Source organism: Amycolatopsis cihanbeyliensis (assembly GCF_006715045.1).
GTDB classification, from domain to species: Bacteria; Actinomycetota; Actinomycetes; order Mycobacteriales; family Pseudonocardiaceae; genus Amycolatopsis; species Amycolatopsis cihanbeyliensis.
In genome coordinates this window covers 653,148-672,189 of sequence record NZ_VFML01000002.1, presented here as the reverse complement: position 1 = coordinate 672,189, position 19,042 = coordinate 653,148, and the positions used below count along the sequence as shown (strand labels likewise).

The window sequence follows — 19,042 nt, the reverse complement described above, 5'->3', positions numbered from 1 at the left end:
CCTTCCACCTCACGACGCGGGTGTGGCCATCAGGTTGGACCTGTCGTCGTGCCCGCCGCGTTCGTTACACCCAGCTGTTCATCATCGAGTGCGCGGCCATCTCGAGGTACTCCCACAGTTGCTGCCGGTAGGGCTCCCGGATGTCCGACTCGTCGACCGCGATCCGCATCGCGCGCAGCCAGGCGTCCCGCTCGATCGGGCCGATCTTGAACGGTGCGTGCCGCATCCGCAGCCGGGGATGCCCGCGCTGGTCGGAGTAGGTGTGCGGGCCGCCCCAGTACTGCATGAGGAACAGCCGCAGTCGTTCCTCGGCCGGGCCGAGGTCCTCCTCCGGGTACAGCGGGCGGAGTACCTCGTCCTCGGCGACCTCGGCATAGAAGCGGGCGACGATCGCGCGGAACGTCGGCTCGCCGCCCACCGCGTCGAAGAAGCTCTGTTGGTCCGCCTGAGTCACGTCTGCCACGTTCTCCATCTCGTCTAGTGTGCCTGCGCGTTGGTGCTAGGGCGCGTTTCAATGTGTTGACCAGGAAAGACGCCACTGGTCTGGCGGTGTCGGCGTGTCGTTGATCAGATAGGCGAGGTCTCCGGTAGATCGATCAACGACCAAGCTGATCGAGAACACCGGAGACCTCGTGGCCAGCGTAGCGGCGACGGGACGAGCCGACCTTACCGACGCGCAGTGGGCGATCCTGGAGCCGCTGCTGCCCGTGGGTAGGAAACCGGGTCGCCCACCGACGTGGACCAAGCGGCAACTGATCAACGGGATCCGCTGGCGGGTGCGCGTCGGCTGTCCTTGGCGGGATATCCCACCGGCCTACGGCTGCTGGCAGACCGTCTACGGGCTGTTCCGGCGCTGGCAGCGTGCCGGAGTCTGGGCGTTGATCGTGGCTGCGTTACAGGCGCGGGCCGACGCCGCCGGACTGATCATCTGGGACGTCAGCGTCGACTCCACGATCAACCGGGCGCATCAGCACGCCGCGGGGGCGCGGACCCATCCACAAGCACAGAAGGAACCACCCGGTGGGGTGGGTGAGCCCGAACCAGACGATCACGCGTTGGGCCGTTCACGGGGCGGGTGGACCACCAAGCTGCACCTGGCCACCGAGCAGGGGCAAAAACCGTTATCGGTGGTCGTGACGGCGGGGCAGCGGGGTGACTCGCCTCAGTTCCAGGTGGTGCTGGGGCGTGTTCGGGTCGCTCGGCTGGAGGGCGGTCCACCCCGCACGCGACCGGACCGGGTGCTGGCGGACAAGGCCTACGGGTCCCGCGCCAACCGGGCCTCTCTGCGTGGTCGGGGGATTCGGTGCACGGTTCCGGAGAAGGCCGATCAGGTACGGCACCGCACAAACAAGGGACGTGCTGGTGGCAGGCCACCAGCGTTCGACCCTGAGGTCTACAAGCAGCGTCATGCCGTGGAATGCGGGATCAACCGGCTCAAGCGCAACCGCGCCGTGGCCACCCGATACGACAAGTTGGCAGTCCGGTACGAGGCCACAGTCCAGATCGCCACAATCAACGAGTGGCTACGCCTTTGAAACACGCCCTAGTTGCCGGGGTTCTGCGGGCTCGTGAAGAAGCGGCCGAGCGGTGGCTCGAACCCCGCCTCCTCGAGCGCGGACATGACCTGTGCGCGCAGCGCCCGCTGTACCGCCCACTGCCTGCCGGGGCGGACCTTGACGGTCAGCCGGATCGTGATGGCCTCCGGGGTCACATTCTCCACCCCGAGCATTTCCGGCGGTTCCAGCACGTCGGGCGCGATCGGGTCGGAACCCGCGGCGTCGGCCGCGACCTCGGTCAGCAGCGCGGTGGCTCTCGTCACATCGGTGGTGTAGCTGAGCGGGACGTCCACCAGCGCGACGGCGTAGCCCTGGCTGGAGTTGCCGACCCGGAGCACCTCGCCGTTGCGGACGTACCAGACCGTTCCGTTGATATCGCGCAAGGTGGTGATCCGCAGGCCGACCGCCTCGACCGTGCCGATCGCCTCGCCGACGTCCACGACGTCCCCGACGCCGTACTGGTCCTCGACCATCATGAACAGCCCGGACAGGAAGTCGCGGACCAGATTCTGCGCGCCGAAGCCGAGCGCGACACCGACGATGCCGGCCGAGGCGATGATCGGTCCGAGGTTGATGCCGAGTTCACCGAGGATCAGTACGAACGCCAGCCCGTAGACGATGAAGCCGGTGAGCGACTTGAGTACCGAGCCGACCGTCGTGGCCCGCTGCCTGCGGCGTTCGGTCACCAGCGGGCCGAGCACGTCCGGCGCCCGCTCCCGGAACGGCCGCAGTGCCACCGGCAGCTTGCCGCGGTCGTCCTGCGGGATGATGGTGACGCGGTCGATGACCTTGCGCGCCACGTACCGCAGCAGGAAGGCGACCAGGAGGATCAGCAGGATCCGCAACGGCCTGGCGACCAGCCAGTCGGCCGAGGCGGCCAGCCATTCGTTGCCGGTGATCTCGAACACACGTTCACACCAGGATCCCGGATCGCACTTCGGGGGGTCGCTGAGCAACTGGTTCACCTCGGTACGCACTCCTTGTGCATGTGATGCCGGACACTCCGGCGGGTGGGGGACGGGGCCGGGCGGCGCGATCGAGCGCGGCCGACCCGTACACAACGGTACTTCTCTGTGACACGTCAGCTAACCCGCGTGCTTTTCCGGGGGGATCTGTGGTCGACTATGCCTGCACCGGTGGAGGTGGTCGAGTGCCAGACCGACAACCGATCCCCCGCGGCGTCTCCGGCCAGTCATCGGTCGGGCCGGCGCCGCAGGCAGCCGCGCGCGCTGTCGCGGGGGGAAGTTCTGTAGGACCGCAGCCCAGTGGGCCGCCTGCGCGTGGCGGCCGGATTTCGCGGGGCCATGGCCCGCGGCGATCGCGCGATCCGGTGCCCCCTTCCTGGGGACGGCGCCGGGTGCTGCTGCTCAACGCCACGTTCGAGCCGCTGACCGCGCTCCCGCTGCGGCGCGCGGTCGTCCTGGTTGTCTGTGGTAAGGCGGAGGTCGTGCACGGCGACCCCGCCGGCCTCACCCTGCACGCGGCCACCGTGAGGGTTCCGGTGCCGTCGGTCATCAGGCTGAGCAACTATGTACGAGTCCCCTATCGCGCGCAGGTTCCACTCACCCGTGCCGGCCTGATGCATCGCGACCGGTACCGGTGTGCGTACTGCGGCGGCCGGGCGGAAACGATAGACCATGTCGTTCCGCGCAGTCGCGGGGGTGACCACTCCTGGCAGAACTGCGTGGCCTGCTGCGCGCGGTGCAACCATCGCAAGGCTGATCGTCTGCTGTCCGAGATCGGGTGGAAGCTACGAATGGTGCCCCGTGCGCCACACGGTCCGCACTGGCGGCTGCTCGCGCATTCCACCGAGGCGGACCCGCTGTGGCGTCAGTATCTCGGCGCCCCGGCTGCATGAGCTGAGCGGAGCCGGTCGGAGCGCAGCCTGGGCGGCCCAGCCGGGGCGTGCCGAGTGGTGTCGGTTGGTGATCAGGCGGCGAGTGCGAACTGGCCCTGGTGCCGGGTGACCCGCGTGCCCATCGTGACGCGGGTGCCCATGGTGACCCGCGTGCCGGCGGTGACCCGCGTGCCCCTGGTCACCCGGGTACCACGCGTGACCCTCGTGCCGGCCGTGACGCGGGTGCCCCGGGTGCCCCGGGTCACCCGGGTGCCCATGGTGACCCTGGTGCCGGCCGTGACACGTGTACCTGCGGTGACTCGGGTACCCCTGGTCACCCGAGTGCCACGCTGAGTGGAGTGAGGTATGGCGTCGATCTGTGACGAAATGCGGTCGGTGCTCGCCTGGGCGGGGGTCTGGGCGATGTGCATGACGTGTCCTTCCGGGACCGGTGCGTCAACTGTTGGGGATGGGGAGCGGGGCGCAAGGCCCGTACAGGTGAAAAAACTACGAGGATTTCACTCTGGGAACAAGACGGTGTCGGTGGGTGCCACCGCATGTACGTTGAGTTGCAACCTTTCGCGCGACATCTTTCGGCCCAACGTGGGATCGGTTCCGTGGCAGTCGGCGGACGGGGCTCGGATGACGCCGGGTGGCGCACGACTTCCGTCGCTACCGGTGAGTCGGCGCACTCGACGTGACCGGGACACCATCCGATACGCTGCGCGCGTGAACATCGTCGAGACGATCTTGGTCTTCGCGCTGATCCCGCTGGCCATCTACGGAGCCTGTGCCCTGGCCACCATGCGGTCGAAGGCTGCGGGCAGGACGCGGTACCGGCCAGGACAACCGTGGGAGTACCCACCGTTGTGGTGGAGCGCCAACCCGGAGGGCGTCGGGGACGTGCAGGTTCATACCGTCTCCGCGGCGGGTGCGCCTGCCGGGTCAGCCGAGCAGCCGACCCGGTCGACGGTACGAGGAGGTGCCCGTGGCAACTGGTGAACTGGTCCGGGAGGATCGTGTCTCGCTGCCGGAAGGTGTCGAGATCGACCACGGCGCCGCGGTGACCGCGAGCGGCCGCGTCTCGGTCGCCAAGATGTACGAGCCCACTGCCCCGGCCGGCCCGTTCAACATGGTCCAACTGGCCCGCCTGGACGAGGCGCTGACTCTCTCGACCCGCGAGACGGGGTTGGACTTCAGCATCTACATCGGTGAGCTCGGACAGGACAGCAGGGCGCGCGCCGAGCGGCTGCACGCGTCCATCGGTGAGCAGGCGACGCGCGCCGTGCTGATCGCCGTGTCTCCCGGTGAGCGGGTGGTCGAGGTGTGCACCGGCGAGGAGGCCTTCCGCCGGCTCCCCGACCGTGGCGCCAAGCTCGCCGTGATGAGCATGGTCGCCTCCTTCAAGGAGGGTGACCTGGTCGGTGGCCTGGTCAGCGGCCTGCGCATGCTGACCGACCAAGCAGGCCCCGCCCCCGGCTGACCGCCGTGAGTGACCCGCTCCGTTCGGGCGGGTCACTCACGGCAGGCCGTCAGGACTGGTCGAACTCGCGGGCGGCCAGTGCGCGCACGACGCCCGCCCTGCCCTCGGAGACCAGCCTGCGCAGCGAGTTCGCGTGCTCGCCGGCCAGCCAGGCGTCCGCCGCGTCCACGGTCGACTGCTCCACTGCCCAGGACGGGAACAGGCCGACCACGGTGGGCTGCGCACGCTCGCTGGATCGGCGCTTCCACACCTCGTCGATCACCGCGAAGTACTGCTCCACGTAGTCCCTGAGCAGCGACTTCTGCCCGGGGTGCGAAAAGCCCATGATCAACGCGTCGCTGACCGCGTTCGGCAGCTCGTCGTCGTAGACCGCCCGCCGCCACGCGTCGGCCTTGGCCTGCGGGGTCGGCCGCAGTGCTCGGGAGCGTTCCGCATGCCGCCGCCCGGCGGCCGTGTCGTCCCGCGCCTGTTCCGCCTCGATCTCGGCCTCGCCGGCCTTGCCGTGCGCCACCAGCGCGTGCAGCAGTCGCCAACGCAGGTCGGTGTCCACGGTCAGCCCCTCCAGCGGCGCCGATCCGTCCAGCCAGCCCGCCAGCGTGGCCAGCAGTTGCTCGTCGAGCACGGAACTGGTCAGCGAGTTGACGAAGGCGAGCTGGTGGTCCGAACCCGGCTCGGCGGCCCGCACCAGCTCCAGCAGCTTGCCGGTGAACCGGGGCCAGCCGTGCTCGGTGGCCCAGTCCTGGTCGGCATAGGAGTTGAGCGCGGTCTGTGCCTGCAGCAGCAGCCGTTGCACCACGCCGACCTCGGACTCCCCGCCGATCCCGCGCAGGACCAGGGTGACGAAGTCGCGCGCCTTCAGCTCGGCCTCGCGGGTCATCTCCCACGCCGCCGACCAACACAAGGTCCGGGGGAGGGGCTCGGCGATGTCGGCGATCCGGTCGATCAGGGTGACCAGCGAGCCCTCGTCCAGCCGCATCGTGCAGTAGGTCAGGTCGTCGTCGTTGACCAGGACGAGCTTGCCCGCGTCGATGCCGACCAGGTCCGGCACCTCGGTGACCTCGCCGTCCACGTCCAGCTCGACGCGATGGGTGCGCACCAGCCTGCCCGCGTCCGGCCCGGTGCCCTCGTCGTAGACGCCGATCGCGGCCCGGTGCGTGCGCAGCTCACCCGCACCCGGCTTGGCGCCGCCCTGGAGCACCGTGAACGAGCTGAACCGGCCCTGCTCGTCCAGCGTGAAACGGGGACGCAGGGAGTTCAGCCCGGTCGTCTCCAGCCACTGCGCACTCCACCAGGACAGGTCCCGCCCCGAGGCCTCCTCCAGCGCGGTCAGCAGGTCGGACAGCGTCGCGTTGCCCCACGCGTGCCGGTCGAAGTAGACCCGCAGCCCGGCGAGGAAGTTGTCCAGCCCGACATAGGCGACCAGTTGCTTGAGTACCGAGGCGCCCTTGGCGTAGGTGATGCCGTCGAAGTTCACCTCGACCGCCTGCAGGTCGACGATGTCCGCGGCGATCGGATGCGTGGAGGGCAGCTGGTCCTGCCGGTATGCCCAGGACTTCTCGATATTGGCGAAGCTGGTCCAGGCGTGCTTGTACTCGGTCGCCTCGGCCTGCGCGAGCACGCTGGCGAAGGTGGCGAAGGACTCGTTCAGCCAGAGGTCGTCCCACCAGCGCATGGTCACCAGGTCGCCGAACCACATGTGCGCCATCTCGTGCAGCAGGGTCTCCGCCCTGCGCTCGTAGGCGTACCGGGTCACCCGGCTGCGGAACACGTAGTCCTCGAGGAAGGTCACCGCGCCCGCGTTCTCCATCGCGCCCGCGTTGAACTCCGGCACGAAGAGTTGGTCGTACTTGCTGAACGGGTAGGGCGTGCCGAAGTTGCGGTGGTAGAAACCGAAACCCTGCTTGGTCTCGGTGAACAACCGGTCGGCGTCCATGTGTTCGGCCAGCGAGGCGCGGCAGTAGATCCCGAGCGGGATCGTGCGGTGCTCGTCGGAGTACTCGTCGCGCCACTCGTGGTAGGGGCCGGCGATCAGCGCGACCAGGTACGTGGAGATGCGCTCGGACGCCGCGAACACGGTGCGCACCGCCCCCGCTTCGGTGACCTCGGTGGATTCGACCAGCGCGTTGGAGACGACCTTCCAGTCCTTCGGTGCCACCACGGTCAACCGGTAGGTCGCCTTCAGGTCAGGCTGGTCGAAGCACGCGAACATGCGCTTGGCGTCGGCCGTCTCGAACTGGGTGTAGAGGTACACCCCGCCGTCGACGGGATCGACGAACCGGTGCAGCCCCTCGCCGGTGTTCATGTATCGGCAGTCGGCGCGGACGACGAGCTCGTTCTCCGCGGCGAGGTCGGGCAGCGCGATCCCGTCGTCCTCGACGTAGGAGGAGACATCCAACTCCACCCCGTTCACGGTGGCCGAACGCACGTCCGCGGCCACGATGTCGACCCAGGACGCCTGGCCTGGCCGCGTGCTGCTGAACCGGACGGTGCTGACGGAGTCGAAAGTCTTCGCGCCGGGGCCGCCGTTGCCGTCGGTCAAGTCGAGCTCGACCGCGTAGGACTCCACATGGAGGAGTTCGGCACGCTGCTTGGCTTGGTCACGGGTCAGGTTTGGAGCGGGCACGGGCACCTCTGGTCGTGATCGTGTCATTGGTTGTCGTTTTCTGTTGCTCTCGCATCCAATCATGCGGGCGTGGTGGATGACGATGGGGAACAATGGGAACAAGGGATGCCATGGCGCTGTTTGCCCGCACAGCGGCGGATCGCGCCGCGGCCAAGCCACCGGTACCAGGGAGATTGTGATGAGCATGACCGAGCAAGCCGCCGGACCCACGAAGGTCGACTTCTACTTCGACCCGGTCTGCCCCTTCGCCTGGATCGCGTCCCGGTGGATCCTGGAGGTCGAGAAGCACCGCGACCTGGACCTGCGTTTCCGGATTATGAGCCTGTCCGTGCTCAACGAGGGGCGTGAGGACCTGCCGGAGCAGTACAAGGAGTTGCTGGAGTCCGGGTGGGGACCGGTGCGGGTCGCCGCCGCGCTCGCGCAGAGCAAGGGGGAACAGGTACTGCGCGACTACTACACGGCCTTCGGTATCCGCCAGCACAACCAGGGATGGCAGGACCGCAGGGCGGTCACCGAGGCCGCGCTGGCCGAGATCGGCGCCCCCGCGGAGCTGATCGGGGCGGCCGACACCACCGAGTACGACGACGCCGTGCGCAAGAGCCATCACGAGGGCATGGACCCGGTGGGTATGGATGTCGGCACGCCGACCCTGCACATCGACGGCGTCGCGTTCTTCGGTCCGGTGCTGAGCTCGATCCCGCGCGGCGAGGAGGCGCTCAGGATGTTCGACGGCGCCCGCCTGCTGGCCGGCTACCCCGACTTCTTCGAGCTCAAGCGCACCAGGACCGGCGAGCTCAACTTCGACTGACCGAGGCCAGCGCGGCCAGCGTGACCGCACGGGGGTAGGGCGAGCGGGCCACGGCGTCCTCCGGGGCGAGCCCGGCCGCGCACAACCCGGCGAGTTCGGCCAGTGGTTCGCGCTGGGCCGCGACGAACTCCGGGTCCACGGGCTCACCGTGGCCGGGGACGACGATGCGTGGCCGCAGCGCGAGGATGCCGTCCAGCGCGGCCGGCCAGCCGGAGATCGTGGTGTCCGCGCCGAAGGACTCGCTGCTGAACGACCCGCCCGGCTCGTGCTCGACCAGATCCCCGGCGAACACCACCCCCGCGTCGGGCACCTGCACCACCAGGTCGTGGTCGGTGTGCGCCGGACCGAGGTGGATCAACCGCACGATCCGGCCGCCGAGGTTCAGCACGGCGCTGCCGGCCACCAGCTCCTCCGGCGGGGCGACCTCGGTCGCGGCGGGGTCGGCCGCCAGCGCGGCCCGGCAACCCGGGTGCGCCCACACCGGGCAGGGCCGGAAGGCCGGAGTGCCGAAGGCATGATCGAAGTGTGCGTGGGTGAGCACCACCGACCACGGGAGCGGGGTGCGCTCGCGGATCGCGCGGGCCAGTTCGGCACCCTGCGCCGCGTCGCCTCGGGTGTCGATGGCCAGGCAGGCCTTCGCGCCGATGACCAGGCCTGTGGTCAGGTCGAGCTCGGCGTGGCGGCGGGCCAGCACACCCGCACCGAGTTCGATCCATCTCCCCTGCTCGGCCACCGCGCTCATCGGGCCGCGACGTCCTGAAAGGCGCCCTTGGTGAGGTAGGGCGCGACGTCCGAGGTGTTCACCGCGATCGCCAGGTCGACATCGCGACCGTGACCCGCCTCGATGAGTTCCTTACCGGAGGAGGATCCGGCCACCACCGCCCCGACGTCCGGGCCGGCGGCGCGAAACGATCGCGCCGCCATCGCGGCTTCCGGTGAGGGGCGCTGTACACCGAGCGAGATGAGCGCGTCCACGATCGCTCCCGCGGCGAGATGGTCCTCGGCACAGGGGCGCAGCGGCCCGATCGTGCCGGGTTCGGCCGGGTACTCCACCGGCCAGCGTTCGCCGGCCGGGATCACGCCGATCGGCTGGTCCTCGGCCGCGGCCTTGGCCAGTCGCGCCACCGCGCGGGCGTTGCGCAGGCAGCCGGTGAGCACCTCCACCCCCGTCTCGGCGGCGGCCACGCACAACGTGGCGCCGTTCGGCGAGCGCACGGCGAGGAACGAGCCGGGCGGGGTGCCCAGTATCGCGGCGGGCCGCAGTGGCAGGCCGCCGGTCTGCTCCGGCACGGTCGCGCCGGCCGCGACCGCCTCCTCGGCCGCGCGCGGGTCGCCCCAGCGCATCGGCCGGACCCGGCCGCCGCGCATCAGGGTGAGATCGACCACCGTGGAGAAGGACAGCACGTCCACCACGATCAGTACGGCGCACTCCGCGCTGAGCGCCGAGAGTCCCTCGGAGCTCCACTCCAGCCGGATCTCGTGCCCACCTTGCCCGAAGATACTCAGATAGGGATCCACGCCACCAGGATGCCGGGCCGACGCGTGGGGTCGCCCGGCGGATGGCACACTTCCGTCTCGTGCGTGTCTACCTTGGATCCGACCATGCGGGCTTCGAGCTGAAGAAATACCTGGTGACCTGGCTGTCCGAGCGCGGCCACGAGGTGACCGACGTCGGCCCGCACCACTACGACGCCGCCGACGACTACCCGGCCTTCTGCATCGAGACCGCGCGTCGCGTGGTGGCCGACCCCGGCGGCCTCGGGGTGGTGATCGGCGGTTCCGGCAACGGCGAGCAGATCGCCGCGAACAAGGTGCCCGGGGCACGGGTCGGCCTCGCCTGGAGCCCGGAGATCGCGCGGCTGACCCGTGAGCACAACCATGCCCAGCTGATCGGGGTCGGCGCGCGGATGCACACCGCCGAGGAGGCGGCCGGGATCGTCGAAGCGTTCCTGGAGACGCCCGCGTCCCCGGATGAGCGGCACCGCCGGCGGGTCGAGCAGATCCTCGACTACGAGCGCACCGGAACGCCCCCGGCGTTGCCGGACGCCTGAGGGGCACTCCTGAACGGGACGTGGTTGCCTGAGGCGAGCGGAAGAACGCGCGCGGCGCAGCCCGCGGGCGGCGAGGCCGGGCGTGTCACCTGCGAGGGTGACGGCGGTGGCGGAGTCCGGTCGAGCCGCGCGTTCAGGAGCAGGCACTGATGCCCGAGGGGCACACGCTGCACCGGCTGGCCCGGCTGCACCAGCGGCGGTACGCGGGAACTCCGGTCGGGGTGTCCAGCCCGCAGGGCCGATTCGCCGCTGAAGCGTCCATTTTGGATGGCCAGGTGCTGGTCCGGGCGGAGGCCTACGGCAAGCACCTCTTCCACGACTTCGGCGCCGGTGGAACGGTGCACGTCCATCTCGGCCTGTACGGCACCTTCACCGAGGCGACGCTACCGGCGGCGGATCCGGTGGGGCAGGTGCGGTTGCGCCTGGTCGGACGGACACATTGGACCGACCTGCGCGGGCCGAACCGGTGCGAGCTGCTGGATGAGCAGCAGGCCGACGCCATCAAGGCAAAGCTGGGCCCGGACCCGCTACGCCGCGATGCGGACCCCGACCGGGCATGGCGCCGAATCTCCCGCTCGCGTACCTCGATCGCGGTGCTGCTGATGGACCAGTCCGTGCTGGCCGGGGTCGGCAACGTCTACCGCGCCGAGGTGCTCTTCCGGCACGGCGTCCCGCCTTCGCTGCCCGGCCGCTCGCTGGACGTCGCGCTGTGGCGGGAGATGTGGGCGGATCTGGTGACGCTGATGCGTGGCGGCGTGCGGACCGGACGGATCGACACCGTGGCCCCCGAGCACCTGCCGGAGGTGACCGGGAGGGCGCCACGCGAGGACCGGCACGGCGGGGAGGTCTACGTCTACCGCCGCGCGGGCCTGCCCTGCCTGGTGTGCGGGACCGCGGTGGCGAACAGCGAGCTGGCCGGTCGCAACCTGTACTGGTGCCCCGGCTGCCAGCCGGCCTGAACGCTCATAACCCGCCGAAGTCGCCCCCCATGTCCATACCGCCGAAGTCACCGCCGCCGAAGTCGCCGCCCATGTCGGAGGCTCCGCCGTCGCCCATGTCCCCGCCGTCGCCCGCGTCCCCGGACTCCATCGCCTCCTGCTGCCCGGCGTCGTAACCCGCCTCCCAGGCCGTGGCGTCCGGAATACCGGCCATACCGGAGAACATGGCGCTGAACAGGAACATCGAGCCGAGGCCCCAGGCGCCCGCCACCAGCGCCGGCTTCCACCACGGCTCGCTGTACCAGCCCTGCGGCACCGGGCGCCCGGCGACCCTGCCGCCGGGGTAGTAGTGCGGGGTGTCCTGGCCGGGTTCGGGGGACGCCTCGTAGGTCCGTCCCTCCACATCGACCGAGCGGTGCTCGGTGACCTTGCCCGCGCGCTCGCGTTCGGCATCCTCGGGCAGGGCGGGGCCGGGGTCCAGGCCCATCGCCGTCCTGGCTGCGCGCGCGTAGTACAGGCCCTCGAGGGCGGTCTGCCGGGCCAACCTCGCCTGCTCCGCGGTCCGCGCCTGCTCCAGTTCCGAACCCGCGGCGTTGTACCGCTCCGAGGCGTCCGCCATCGCCTGCTGCGAAGCCGTGTCGGCGCCGGTCAGGTTGAGCACCTGGCCACCGAGCCGCTCCATCCACCGGCGGGCGTCCGCCATGGCGTCATCCACTTCACGTTGCTTTCTCGCTGCCTGGACGCGCACGAGGTAAAGGCCGCCCCCTACCACGAGGACGAGCAGGATGATCAGCACGACGGCGGTACCCATGGTTCACTCCTCCTTGGAGGGGTTGCTGAACCGGACAACGCGGACTCTAGCTCAGTGGTTCCCCGCGTGCGCCGTCATGCCCGGCCGTGGCGAGGACTGGCCTGCAAAAGTAGAACATGTTACAGTTCTCAGGACCCCCTTCGGCGCGGCAGGGATGGTGCTATGAAGTTCACGTTGTCGGTGGCGATGAGCCCGCTGGACCAGCTGGCCGAACTCGCGGTCATGGCCGAGGAATGCGGTTTCGCCGCGGTCGCGCTCCCGGACTCGCTTTTCTACTCGGAGACGGTGTCCGCCGACTATCCCTACACCCCGGATGGGAACAGGTTCTGGGACGAGGAGACGCCCTGGGTCGATCCGCTGATCGCGGCAGCCTCGATGGGTGCGGTGACGAGCACGATCAGGTTCTACACCTCGGTGCTGAAGCTGGGCTCGCGCAACCCGGTGCTACTGGCCCGCCAGGTCGGCTCGGTGGCCGCGCTCACCGGCGACCGGTTCGGGCTCGGCCTCGGCGTCGGCTGGTCGCCGGAGGAGTTCGCCTGGTGCGGTGCGCCGTACGAGCACCGGGGCAAGCGGGTCGACGAGGCGATCGAGGTGCTGCGGCTGATCCTGGGCGGGGGAATGGTCGAGTACCACGGCCGGTTCTTCGATTTCGACAAGCTCCGGATGAGCCCGGCCCCGCGAGCCAGGGTGCCGTTCTACGTCGGCGGGCACACCGAGGCGGCGTTGCGCCGGGCGGCCAGGGCGGGGGACGGTTGGTCCTCGGCGATGATGAAGTTCGACGACCTGAGCTCGACGATCCAGCGGCTGCGGCAACTGCGGACCGAATTCGGCCGGGCGGGCGAGCCGTTCGAGATCCAGGCCGTGTGCATCGACCGGTTCGGTGTGGACGGTTACCAGCAGCAGGCGGACATCGGGGTCACCGACGTGATCACCATGCCCTGGGTGTTCGACGGACTCGGCTTCGACGCGGACGTCGGCAAGAAGAAGGACTCGATCAAGAAGTTCGCCGACGAGATCATCACGAGTTTCTGACCTGGGAGGCAGCAGATGCCGGTGACCGTGCCCTGGGATCCCGAAGCCGAACAGCCCGCCGCGCGGCAGGCGGCCTGGCGCTCGATGCAGGCGGTGACGAAGGGAGCCAAGGAGGATTGGCTCGCGTTGTTCGCCCCGGACGCCGTGGTGGAGGATCCGGTCGGCGTGTCCGGCTTCGACCCCGAGGGCAAGGGGCACTACGGCCATGAGGCGATCGCGGCGTTCTGGGACATGACCATCGCCAACGTGGAGCGGTTCGAGTTCGTGATCCGCGACTCGCATGCGGCGGGGGAGGAGGTCGCCAACGTCGGAACGATCACCACCTTCCTGCCCGGTGGCTACCGGGTGGACACCGATGGCGTGTTCGTCTACCGGGTGGGCGAGGACGGCCTGATCCGGTCGATGCGCGCGTTCTGGGAGGTCGAGCGGGCGATGGCGACCGCGAGGCAGGTGGGCGAGGGCTGATCGGCGCCGCGATGGCAGGATCGGGCCCATGAGCAATCCGGCCGAGCGAAGGCAGGGGGTGCACACGCCCCGCCAGGTCAGGGCGATCGCGATGCTGACCGTTCTGGGGATCGCGATGTTCGTGGTGGTGGCGGTGGTCGCGGAACCGAGTTGGATCCTCTGGGTCCTCGGCGGCCTGATGCTGTTCAGCGCCGCGGCTTTCTGGGGCAGCTACGCTCTCGACCGCAGGCGCCGGCGCTCGTCCTGAACACTCGAGGTGCGCGCGGCACGGCCGCGCCGTGCGGTCGGGATCGTTGTGGTTCGAGCCCGGCGCCGCATGTCACACTGCGGTATGGGTGTCCGGTCGATGTCGCTGGTCGATGTCGTAGCCTTGTGTGTCGCCGCCGGATGTTCCCCCGGACGTGACGAAGCGCCGGACGCCGCGGAACCGGGCGGAGCCGGTTCGTCGTCGCCCGGTACCTCGGACGGCGCCCGTCCGGATACCTGCCAGGCCGCCACGCCGCAGCGGCCGAAGCCGCTACCCCCTGCGCTTCGTGGTGCACGCGACTTCCCGCACTGGTACGGCCGCGAGGGCCTGTGGTTGAGTCTGCGGTGGGTGACGGAGCCCGAATCCTCTTCCATGCACGATGACGACGGCACCTACCGCGTCAAGTACGCGACGGTCACCACGCATGATGGCCTGCTGACGTCGCGGTACGGTCCACCCACGGTGCGAGCGCAGCGCACCGACGGGCCGGGCTCGATCCGCGCGGCGATCGGCGGGTACGCGCACGCGGCGCAGACCACCCTGTCGCAGGAGACTAGACGCCCAGCTCGCCCGCGAGCCGTCGGAGGTAGCCCGCGAACTGCTCCCGATCGTGCTCGCTCCAGCTCGCGGTGAGTTCGACGAAGACCGCCCGCTGCCACTGGCGTGATTCGGCGAGCAGCTCCTCTCCCCCCGGAGTGAGTCGTAGCGTCGCCCGTCGCCGGTCCTGTTCGGACTCGGTGCGAAGCAGGTAGCCGGCCGCGGTGGCATCCCGGACGATCCTGCTGGCACCCGAGTGGTCGAGTCCGAGCTGGTGCGCCACCGTGCTCACAGTGGCCTCCTCGGTACCGCCGCCGGCCGCGCGCACAGCCTCGACGGCCAGAATGTGTTGCACCTGGCGCAGGTCGCCGGGTAGCTCCTCGGCTGCGCGGTTGATCCAGCGGCGGGACCAGAAACGGACCAGCCGGAACAGCGCCGGTCCGCCATCGGGGGTGGCGTCCATCGGCTCACCGTAGCCCGCTTGCGGTTGTATGCGATCCGCATGTATATTGCGTGCGGATCGCATACAATTGACCGAAGGTGACGCCATGCCGGTACTGCTGAACCACACCATCGTGCCCGCGACGGACAGGGCAGCCGCCGCGCGCTTCCTCGCCGACCTGCTCGGCCTCCGGGTCGGTGCCCCCGCGGGACCGTTCGTGCCGGTCCAGGTCAATGCGGATCTCACCTTGGACTTCGACGATCGGCACGGTGTGCGGCCTGGGCACTACGCGTTTCTCGTCGACGACGAGACCTTCGACGCTCTGCTGGAACATCTGGAGGCCAATCCGTGGATCGACTACGGGTCGGCCCCCGAGCACGGCTGGGACCGTCGGACCAGTCAGCTCGGCGGCGGCCGCGGGGTGTACGTCCGCGACCCGGACGGGCACAGCTACGAGGTGTTCACCGCCGTGCCCTGAGGCGTGGTCGTGGTGGAGCGGGTGACGGGAATCGAACCCGCGTCACCAGTTTGGAAGACTGGAGCTCTACCATTGAGCTACACCCGCCGAGGTCCTTGCGGACCGCGTTCGCGAACAGTGTAGCGGGGCACGGTAAGGTGATCGCACACCGCCCTTGGCGTGGCGGATCGGGGTGTGGCGCAGCTTGGTAGCGCATTCGCTTTGGGAGCGAAGGGTCGCAGGTTCAAATCCTGTCACCCCGACAACGGCGGTGGCCTCCGCGTGGGAGGTCACCGTGTCGGCATCTCCGACGCCCCCGCCCGCGACCGCGGCTGGGTCGGGTCGCCGTCCGTGAAGGCGGGGCCGGTGTGGCGATCGCCGATGGCACGTCCGCTCAGGCGGCGGACCGGGCGCCGAACTTGTCAGGGGTCTCTCCGGAATCACTGGTGACGTGATTACGCCGGTCCGGTATCCGGTCGCGTCCCGGACGGGGATTGGCTAGCATGACATCGACCACGGGCGATCTTGACAATGGCGGTGCCTGCGTGATGCGCAAGAAGCAAGTTCTGATTTTCGACGCGGATGACACGCTCTGGGAGAACAATATCCGATTCGAGCGCGTCATCAACGATTTTCTGGACTGGCTCGCGCACCCGACGCTGGACCGCGTCGACATCCGTGCCGTACTGGACGACATCGAGGCCGCGAACGCCGTCACCCACGGATACGGAAGCTCGATGTTTCTGCACAGCCTGGGGGAGTGCTTCGAGCGACTGTACGAGCGGCCGACGACCTTCGAGGAACGGCGCGGGATCAACGATCTGGCCGCGGCCCTCGTGGACCACCGGGTGGAGTTGCTCCCGGGAGTCTCCGAGACGCTGGACAATCTCGGTGGCCGGCACAAAATGTTGCTGCTCACCAAAGGCGATGTCGATGAGCAGCGACGTAAACTGGAAGCTTCCGATCTGGGACACTTCTTCGAAAGCATTCACATCGTCCCGGAAAAGAATGTGGACACCTACCGGCGACTGGTGGACGCTTACGGATTCACGCCGAGTCGGACGTGGATGATCGGCAACTCGCCGAAGTCGGATGTCATTCCGGCGCGGCAGGCGGGGATGAACGCCGTGTTCATCCCCAACGACCACACCTGGTCGCTGGAGCAGAGCGAGCTCGACCCGAGTGACGATCGGGTGTTGCGGTTGAGCCGTTTCCCGGAACTCATGCGGCACTTCTGACCCGGGAGTCCCCGATGTGCGCACCGAGCGGAAGGGTTGACGCTAGGGTGAGCCGGTACGGTAGCCACTGACACTCGGAGCGACTGGTGAGCGAAGGCACCGAATCGGCTTACGTGCCGAAGGGCGTCGACCTGGAGAAACCGAACGCCGCGCGCACCTATGACTGGTTCCTGGGCGGTACCACCAACTGGGCCGTTGACCGCGAGTTCGGCAAGCAGGTACTGCAGGTGATGCCGTCCTTGCGCACGGTGGCACTGGTCAACCGCGAGTTTCTGCGCCGGGCCGTCCGGCACTGTGTGCGGCACGGCGTCCGGCAGTTCCTGGACATCGGTTCCGGCGTGCCCACCGTGCGCAACGTCCACGAGGTCGCCGACGAGCTCGATCCGGACAGCCGGTGCGTCTACGTGGACAACGAGCCGGTCGCCGTGGCGCACGGGCGGGTACTGCTGGAGAAGCACGGCGACCTGAAGCGGCACGCGGCGCTCAACGCCGACCTGCTGAACGTGGACAACCTCTGGGAACAGACGAGAGCGACCGGCGTGCTCGACCCGAACGAGCCGATCGCCCTGCTGATGGTCGCGGTGTTGCACTTCGTGCCGCCCGGTGGCGGCGCCGAGGAGGCGGTGGCCAGGTACAAGGAACTGCTGCCGAGTGGTTCGTACCTGGTCGCCTCGCACGCGACCAACGACGGCATCCCCGCCGACCGCGCCGCCGAGGCCGCCACCGCGGAGGCGCAGTACAAGCGAGCGAACACGCCGATTGGCTTCCGCAGCCGCGAGCAGTTCACCGGCTTCTTCGAGGGCTGGGACCTGGTGGATCCCGGGGTCACCTGGGCGGCCGAGTGGCGCCTGGACGACCTCGACTCGGAGCTGACCTCGGAATGGGCGGACAACCCCAATGCGAGCTGCGGATTCGTCGGCGTGGCCCGCAAGCCCTGACGGCGGGCGGGCCCGCGGAGTGGTCACCGGGCCGCCGGGCGGCCCCACCGGCAAGTGAGGTGCACAGCTTGTCTTAGACTCGGGCAGTCCGGCTACGGACCTGACCTGGGACCACTCCCACATCACCATCCCGAAGACAACACTGTTACGGCTCGAGGAGAAAACGTTGAAGAGCACCGTCGAGCAGCTCAGCCCGACGCGCGTAAAGATCAATGTCGAGGTGCCGTTCGACGAGCTCAAACCAAACTTCGACCGCGCCTACAACAAGATCGCCCAGCAGGTGCGTATCCCCGGCTTCCGTCCCGGTAAGGCTCCGGCGCGGGTGCTGGAGAGCCGGATCGGCCGCGCCCCGGTGCTCGACGAGGTCGTGAACGAGGCCATCCCGGCGAAGTACCTCGAGGCCGTGCAGGCCGGCGAGGTCCGCACGCTCGGCCGCCCGGAGTTCGAGGTGACCAAGCTCGAGGACAAGGACGTGCTCGAGTTCACCGCCGAGGTGGACGTGCGTCCGGAGATCACGCTGCCGGACCTCAGCGGGCTTTCGGTGAGCGTGGACGACATCGAGCTGAAGGACGAAGAAGTCGACGAGCAGCTCGACGAGCTGCGTGCCCGGTTCGGCACCCTCACCGGGGTGCAGCGGCCCGCGCAGAACGGCGACTTCGTGTCCATCGACCTCTCGGCCACGGTGGACGGCGAGGAGGTGCCGGACGCCTCCACCTCCGGTCTGTCCTATGAGATCGGCTCCGGCCAGCTCGTGGACGGCATCGACGAGGCGCTCGTCGGCGCCGAGGAGGGCGAGACCAGGACGTTCACCACCAAACTGATGGCGGGCGACCACGCGGGCCGGGATGCCGACGTGTCGGTGACCGTGCAGTCGATCAAGCAGCGGGAGCTGCCGGAGGCCGACGACGAGTTCGCCCAGCTGGCCAGCGAGTTCGACACGCTGGACGAGCTCAAGAACGACCTGCGCCAGCGGCTGACCAGGATGAAGCGGATGCAGCAGGGCGTGCAGGCGCGGGACAAGGTGCTCGAGACGTTGCTGGAGTCCACCGAGGTGCCGCTGCCGGAGAACGTCGTCGAGGGCGAGGTCGAGAACCGCAAGCATGACGCGGTGCACCAGTTCGACCACGACGAGGACGCCTTCGCCCAGTCGCTCGAGGCGGAGGGCAGGACCCTCGATGAGTTCAACGCCGAGATCCGCACGGAGTCGGAGAAGGCGGTGGCCACCCAGTTGCTGCTGGACACCATTGCCGACCAGCAGCAGGTGAACGTGGACGACTCCGAACTCACCGAGCGGATCATCTACCAGGCCCAGCGCTACGGCATCAGCCCGGACGAGTACGTCCAGCGGGCCCAGCAGTCCGGCCAGCTCGGCGCGATCTACGCCGACGTGCGGCGGGGCAAGGCGCTGGCCTCGGTGGTCCGGGACGCCACGGTGACCGATGCCTCCGGCGCCGAGATCGACCTGGACGAGTTCTTCGGCAAGGCGGAGGCCGATTCGACCCCTTCGGGTGCGGACGAGGAGAGCCAGGCCACCGAGAAGGCAAGCGCGGCGGATCAGTAATGCTCTGAGCGAACTCGG

The 19,042-nt window shown here is 69.1% G+C and carries 22 protein-coding genes and 2 tRNA genes; 15 read left to right on the top strand and 9 right to left on the bottom strand.

The features are described from left to right. Window positions 1-64: 64 nt before the first annotated feature. A complete protein-coding gene (locus FB471_RS31740) occupies window positions 65-472 on the bottom strand; it encodes a globin (protein ID WP_142003507.1) in 408 nt (135 codons plus the stop codon). A gap of 160 nt (window positions 473-632) precedes the next feature. Here FB471_RS31740 and FB471_RS31735 point away from each other — a divergent pair, with 160 nt between their 5' ends. After that, the gene (locus tag FB471_RS31735; protein ID WP_141997676.1) at window positions 633-1,535 is read left to right on the top strand and encodes an IS5 family transposase; all 903 of its coding nucleotides are present in this window, start codon (window positions 633-635) and stop codon (window positions 1,533-1,535) included. Window positions 1,536-1,543: 8 nt separating this feature from the next. Here FB471_RS31735 and FB471_RS31730 read toward each other — a convergent pair whose 3' ends face one another. Continuing rightward, entirely contained in the window at window positions 1,544-2,521 is a 978-nt protein-coding gene (locus FB471_RS31730; RefSeq protein ID WP_142003506.1) for a mechanosensitive ion channel family protein, read from the bottom strand. Between the two features lie 185 nt (window positions 2,522-2,706). On the opposite strand from FB471_RS31730, the gene FB471_RS31725 reads away from it, so the two are divergent. Continuing rightward, on the top strand, window positions 2,707-3,414 hold the full coding sequence (locus tag FB471_RS31725; protein ID WP_425457125.1) for an HNH endonuclease: 708 nt from the start codon (window positions 2,707-2,709) through the stop codon (window positions 3,412-3,414). 71 nt (window positions 3,415-3,485) lie between these two features. On the opposite strand, the gene FB471_RS34675 is transcribed toward FB471_RS31725, so the two are convergent. Then, window positions 3,486-3,671 carry a hypothetical protein gene (locus FB471_RS34675; protein WP_211358300.1) on the bottom strand — a complete coding sequence of 62 codons (186 nt, stop codon included), beginning with the start codon at window positions 3,669-3,671 and terminating at the stop codon, window positions 3,486-3,488. 451 nt (window positions 3,672-4,122) lie between these two features. Here FB471_RS34675 and ctaJ point away from each other — a divergent pair, with 451 nt between their 5' ends. Further along, the gene (ctaJ, locus tag FB471_RS31715) at window positions 4,123-4,395 is read left to right on the top strand and encodes an aa3-type cytochrome oxidase subunit CtaJ (RefSeq protein ID WP_142003504.1); all 273 of its coding nucleotides are present in this window, start codon (window positions 4,123-4,125) and stop codon (window positions 4,393-4,395) included. After that, complete coding sequence (locus FB471_RS31710; RefSeq protein WP_142003503.1) at window positions 4,382-4,876, top strand: DUF5130 family protein; 495 nt, start codon at window positions 4,382-4,384, stop codon at window positions 4,874-4,876. The genes ctaJ and FB471_RS31710 overlap by 14 nt, the downstream gene beginning before the upstream one ends. Window positions 4,877-4,925: 49 nt before the next feature. Here the strand turns inward: FB471_RS31710 and pepN are convergent, their stop codons facing one another. After that, window positions 4,926-7,499, bottom strand: coding sequence for an aminopeptidase N (gene pepN, locus FB471_RS31705; protein WP_142003502.1), 2,574 nt, complete (start codon window positions 7,497-7,499; stop codon window positions 4,926-4,928). 184 nt (window positions 7,500-7,683) lie between these two features. On the opposite strand from pepN, the gene FB471_RS31700 reads away from it, so the two are divergent. Beyond that, window positions 7,684-8,307: a mycothiol-dependent nitroreductase Rv2466c family protein gene (locus FB471_RS31700; protein WP_425457137.1), complete on the top strand. Its 624-nt coding sequence runs from the start codon at window positions 7,684-7,686 to the stop codon at window positions 8,305-8,307. Here FB471_RS31700 and FB471_RS31695 read toward each other — a convergent pair. Both FB471_RS31695 and FB471_RS31690 read right to left on the bottom strand, forming a co-directional pair. Beyond that, the gene (locus FB471_RS31695) at window positions 8,294-9,049 is read right to left on the bottom strand and encodes an MBL fold metallo-hydrolase (protein ID WP_142003500.1); all 756 of its coding nucleotides are present in this window, start codon (window positions 9,047-9,049) and stop codon (window positions 8,294-8,296) included. The two genes, FB471_RS31700 and FB471_RS31695, sit on opposite strands and share 14 nt — an antisense overlap. After that, window positions 9,046-9,825: a 2-phosphosulfolactate phosphatase gene (locus FB471_RS31690; RefSeq protein ID WP_246076823.1), complete on the bottom strand. Its 780-nt coding sequence runs from the start codon at window positions 9,823-9,825 to the stop codon at window positions 9,046-9,048. Before FB471_RS31690 ends, FB471_RS31695 begins: the two co-directional genes overlap by 4 nt. 59 nt (window positions 9,826-9,884) lie before the next feature. On the opposite strand from FB471_RS31690, the gene FB471_RS31685 reads away from it, so the two are divergent. After that, the gene (locus FB471_RS31685; protein ID WP_170221069.1) at window positions 9,885-10,358 is read left to right on the top strand and encodes a ribose-5-phosphate isomerase; all 474 of its coding nucleotides are present in this window, start codon (window positions 9,885-9,887) and stop codon (window positions 10,356-10,358) included. Between the two features lie 149 nt (window positions 10,359-10,507). After that, complete coding sequence (locus FB471_RS31680; RefSeq protein WP_142003498.1) at window positions 10,508-11,317, top strand: Fpg/Nei family DNA glycosylase; 810 nt, start codon at window positions 10,508-10,510, stop codon at window positions 11,315-11,317. Window positions 11,318-11,321: 4 nt separating this feature from the next. Here the strand turns inward: FB471_RS31680 and FB471_RS31675 are convergent, their stop codons facing one another. After that, the gene (locus tag FB471_RS31675) at window positions 11,322-12,107 is read right to left on the bottom strand and encodes a hypothetical protein (RefSeq protein WP_142003497.1); all 786 of its coding nucleotides are present in this window, start codon (window positions 12,105-12,107) and stop codon (window positions 11,322-11,324) included. Window positions 12,108-12,269: 162 nt separating this feature from the next. Here FB471_RS31675 and FB471_RS31670 point away from each other — a divergent pair, with 162 nt between their 5' ends. The 3 genes from FB471_RS31670 to FB471_RS31660 are packed head-to-tail and all read left to right on the top strand — an operon-like array spanning window position 12,270 to window position 13,851. Beyond that, window positions 12,270-13,139, top strand: coding sequence for a TIGR03619 family F420-dependent LLM class oxidoreductase (locus FB471_RS31670; RefSeq protein ID WP_142003496.1), 870 nt, complete (start codon window positions 12,270-12,272; stop codon window positions 13,137-13,139). A gap of 15 nt (window positions 13,140-13,154) precedes the next feature. After that, window positions 13,155-13,604 carry a nuclear transport factor 2 family protein gene (locus tag FB471_RS31665; RefSeq protein ID WP_142003495.1) on the top strand — a complete coding sequence of 150 codons (450 nt, stop codon included), beginning with the start codon at window positions 13,155-13,157 and terminating at the stop codon, window positions 13,602-13,604. 28 nt (window positions 13,605-13,632) lie between these two features. Beyond that, window positions 13,633-13,851, top strand: coding sequence for a hypothetical protein (locus tag FB471_RS31660; RefSeq protein WP_142003494.1), 219 nt, complete (start codon window positions 13,633-13,635; stop codon window positions 13,849-13,851). Window positions 13,852-14,404: 553 nt separating this feature from the next. Here FB471_RS31660 and FB471_RS31655 read toward each other — a convergent pair. Further along, entirely contained in the window at window positions 14,405-14,851 is a 447-nt protein-coding gene (locus FB471_RS31655) for a MarR family winged helix-turn-helix transcriptional regulator (RefSeq protein WP_142003493.1), read from the bottom strand. Between the two features lie 85 nt (window positions 14,852-14,936). Here FB471_RS31655 and FB471_RS31650 point away from each other — a divergent pair, with 85 nt between their 5' ends. Further along, window positions 14,937-15,308 (top strand): VOC family protein, encoded by a 372-nt coding sequence (locus FB471_RS31650; RefSeq protein ID WP_142003492.1) that lies wholly within the window; start codon window positions 14,937-14,939, stop codon window positions 15,306-15,308. 13 nt (window positions 15,309-15,321) lie between these two features. On the opposite strand, the gene FB471_RS31645 is transcribed toward FB471_RS31650, so the two are convergent. Further along, window positions 15,322-15,395: transfer RNA gene (locus FB471_RS31645), tRNA-Gly, on the bottom strand. An 81-nt stretch (window positions 15,396-15,476) separates the two neighbouring features. Here FB471_RS31645 and FB471_RS31640 point away from each other — a divergent pair. The 4 genes from FB471_RS31640 (at window position 15,477) to tig (ending at window position 19,024) form a co-directional block, all read left to right on the top strand. Next, window positions 15,477-15,550, top strand: a tRNA-Pro gene (locus tag FB471_RS31640). A gap of 240 nt (window positions 15,551-15,790) precedes the next feature. Then, a complete protein-coding gene (locus tag FB471_RS31635) occupies window positions 15,791-16,525 on the top strand; it encodes an HAD family hydrolase (RefSeq protein WP_246076822.1) in 735 nt (244 codons plus the stop codon). An 86-nt stretch (window positions 16,526-16,611) separates the two neighbouring features. Continuing rightward, the gene (locus tag FB471_RS31630; RefSeq protein ID WP_142003491.1) at window positions 16,612-17,463 is read left to right on the top strand and encodes an SAM-dependent methyltransferase; all 852 of its coding nucleotides are present in this window, start codon (window positions 16,612-16,614) and stop codon (window positions 17,461-17,463) included. A 166-nt stretch (window positions 17,464-17,629) separates the two neighbouring features. Further along, window positions 17,630-19,024 carry a trigger factor gene (tig, locus tag FB471_RS31625; RefSeq protein ID WP_142003490.1) on the top strand — a complete coding sequence of 465 codons (1,395 nt, stop codon included), beginning with the start codon at window positions 17,630-17,632 and terminating at the stop codon, window positions 19,022-19,024. The last annotated feature ends 18 nt before the right edge of the window (window positions 19,025-19,042 follow it).

Coding starts and splice junctions, on each gene's coding strand:
- FB471_RS31740 (WP_142003507.1), bottom strand. CDS start 472: ATGGAGAACGTGGCAGACGTGACTCAGGCGGACCAACAGAGCTTCTTC.
- FB471_RS34675 (WP_211358300.1), bottom strand. CDS start 3,671: ATGGGCACCCGGGTGACCCGGGGCACCCGGGGCACCCGCGTCACGGCC.
- FB471_RS31700 (WP_425457137.1), top strand. CDS start 7,684: ATGACCGAGCAAGCCGCCGGACCCACGAAGGTCGACTTCTACTTCGAC.
- FB471_RS31695 (WP_142003500.1), bottom strand. CDS start 9,049: ATGAGCGCGGTGGCCGAGCAGGGGAGATGGATCGAACTCGGTGCGGGT.
- FB471_RS31680 (WP_142003498.1), top strand. CDS start 10,508: ATGCCCGAGGGGCACACGCTGCACCGGCTGGCCCGGCTGCACCAGCGG.
- FB471_RS31675 (WP_142003497.1), bottom strand. CDS start 12,107: ATGGGTACCGCCGTCGTGCTGATCATCCTGCTCGTCCTCGTGGTAGGG.
- FB471_RS31670 (WP_142003496.1), top strand. CDS start 12,270: ATGAAGTTCACGTTGTCGGTGGCGATGAGCCCGCTGGACCAGCTGGCC.
- FB471_RS31665 (WP_142003495.1), top strand. CDS start 13,155: ATGCCGGTGACCGTGCCCTGGGATCCCGAAGCCGAACAGCCCGCCGCG.
- FB471_RS31660 (WP_142003494.1), top strand. CDS start 13,633: ATGAGCAATCCGGCCGAGCGAAGGCAGGGGGTGCACACGCCCCGCCAG.
- FB471_RS31655 (WP_142003493.1), bottom strand. CDS start 14,851: ATGGACGCCACCCCCGATGGCGGACCGGCGCTGTTCCGGCTGGTCCGT.
- FB471_RS31650 (WP_142003492.1), top strand. CDS start 14,937: ATGCCGGTACTGCTGAACCACACCATCGTGCCCGCGACGGACAGGGCA.
- FB471_RS31635 (WP_246076822.1), top strand. CDS start 15,791: ATGACATCGACCACGGGCGATCTTGACAATGGCGGTGCCTGCGTGATG.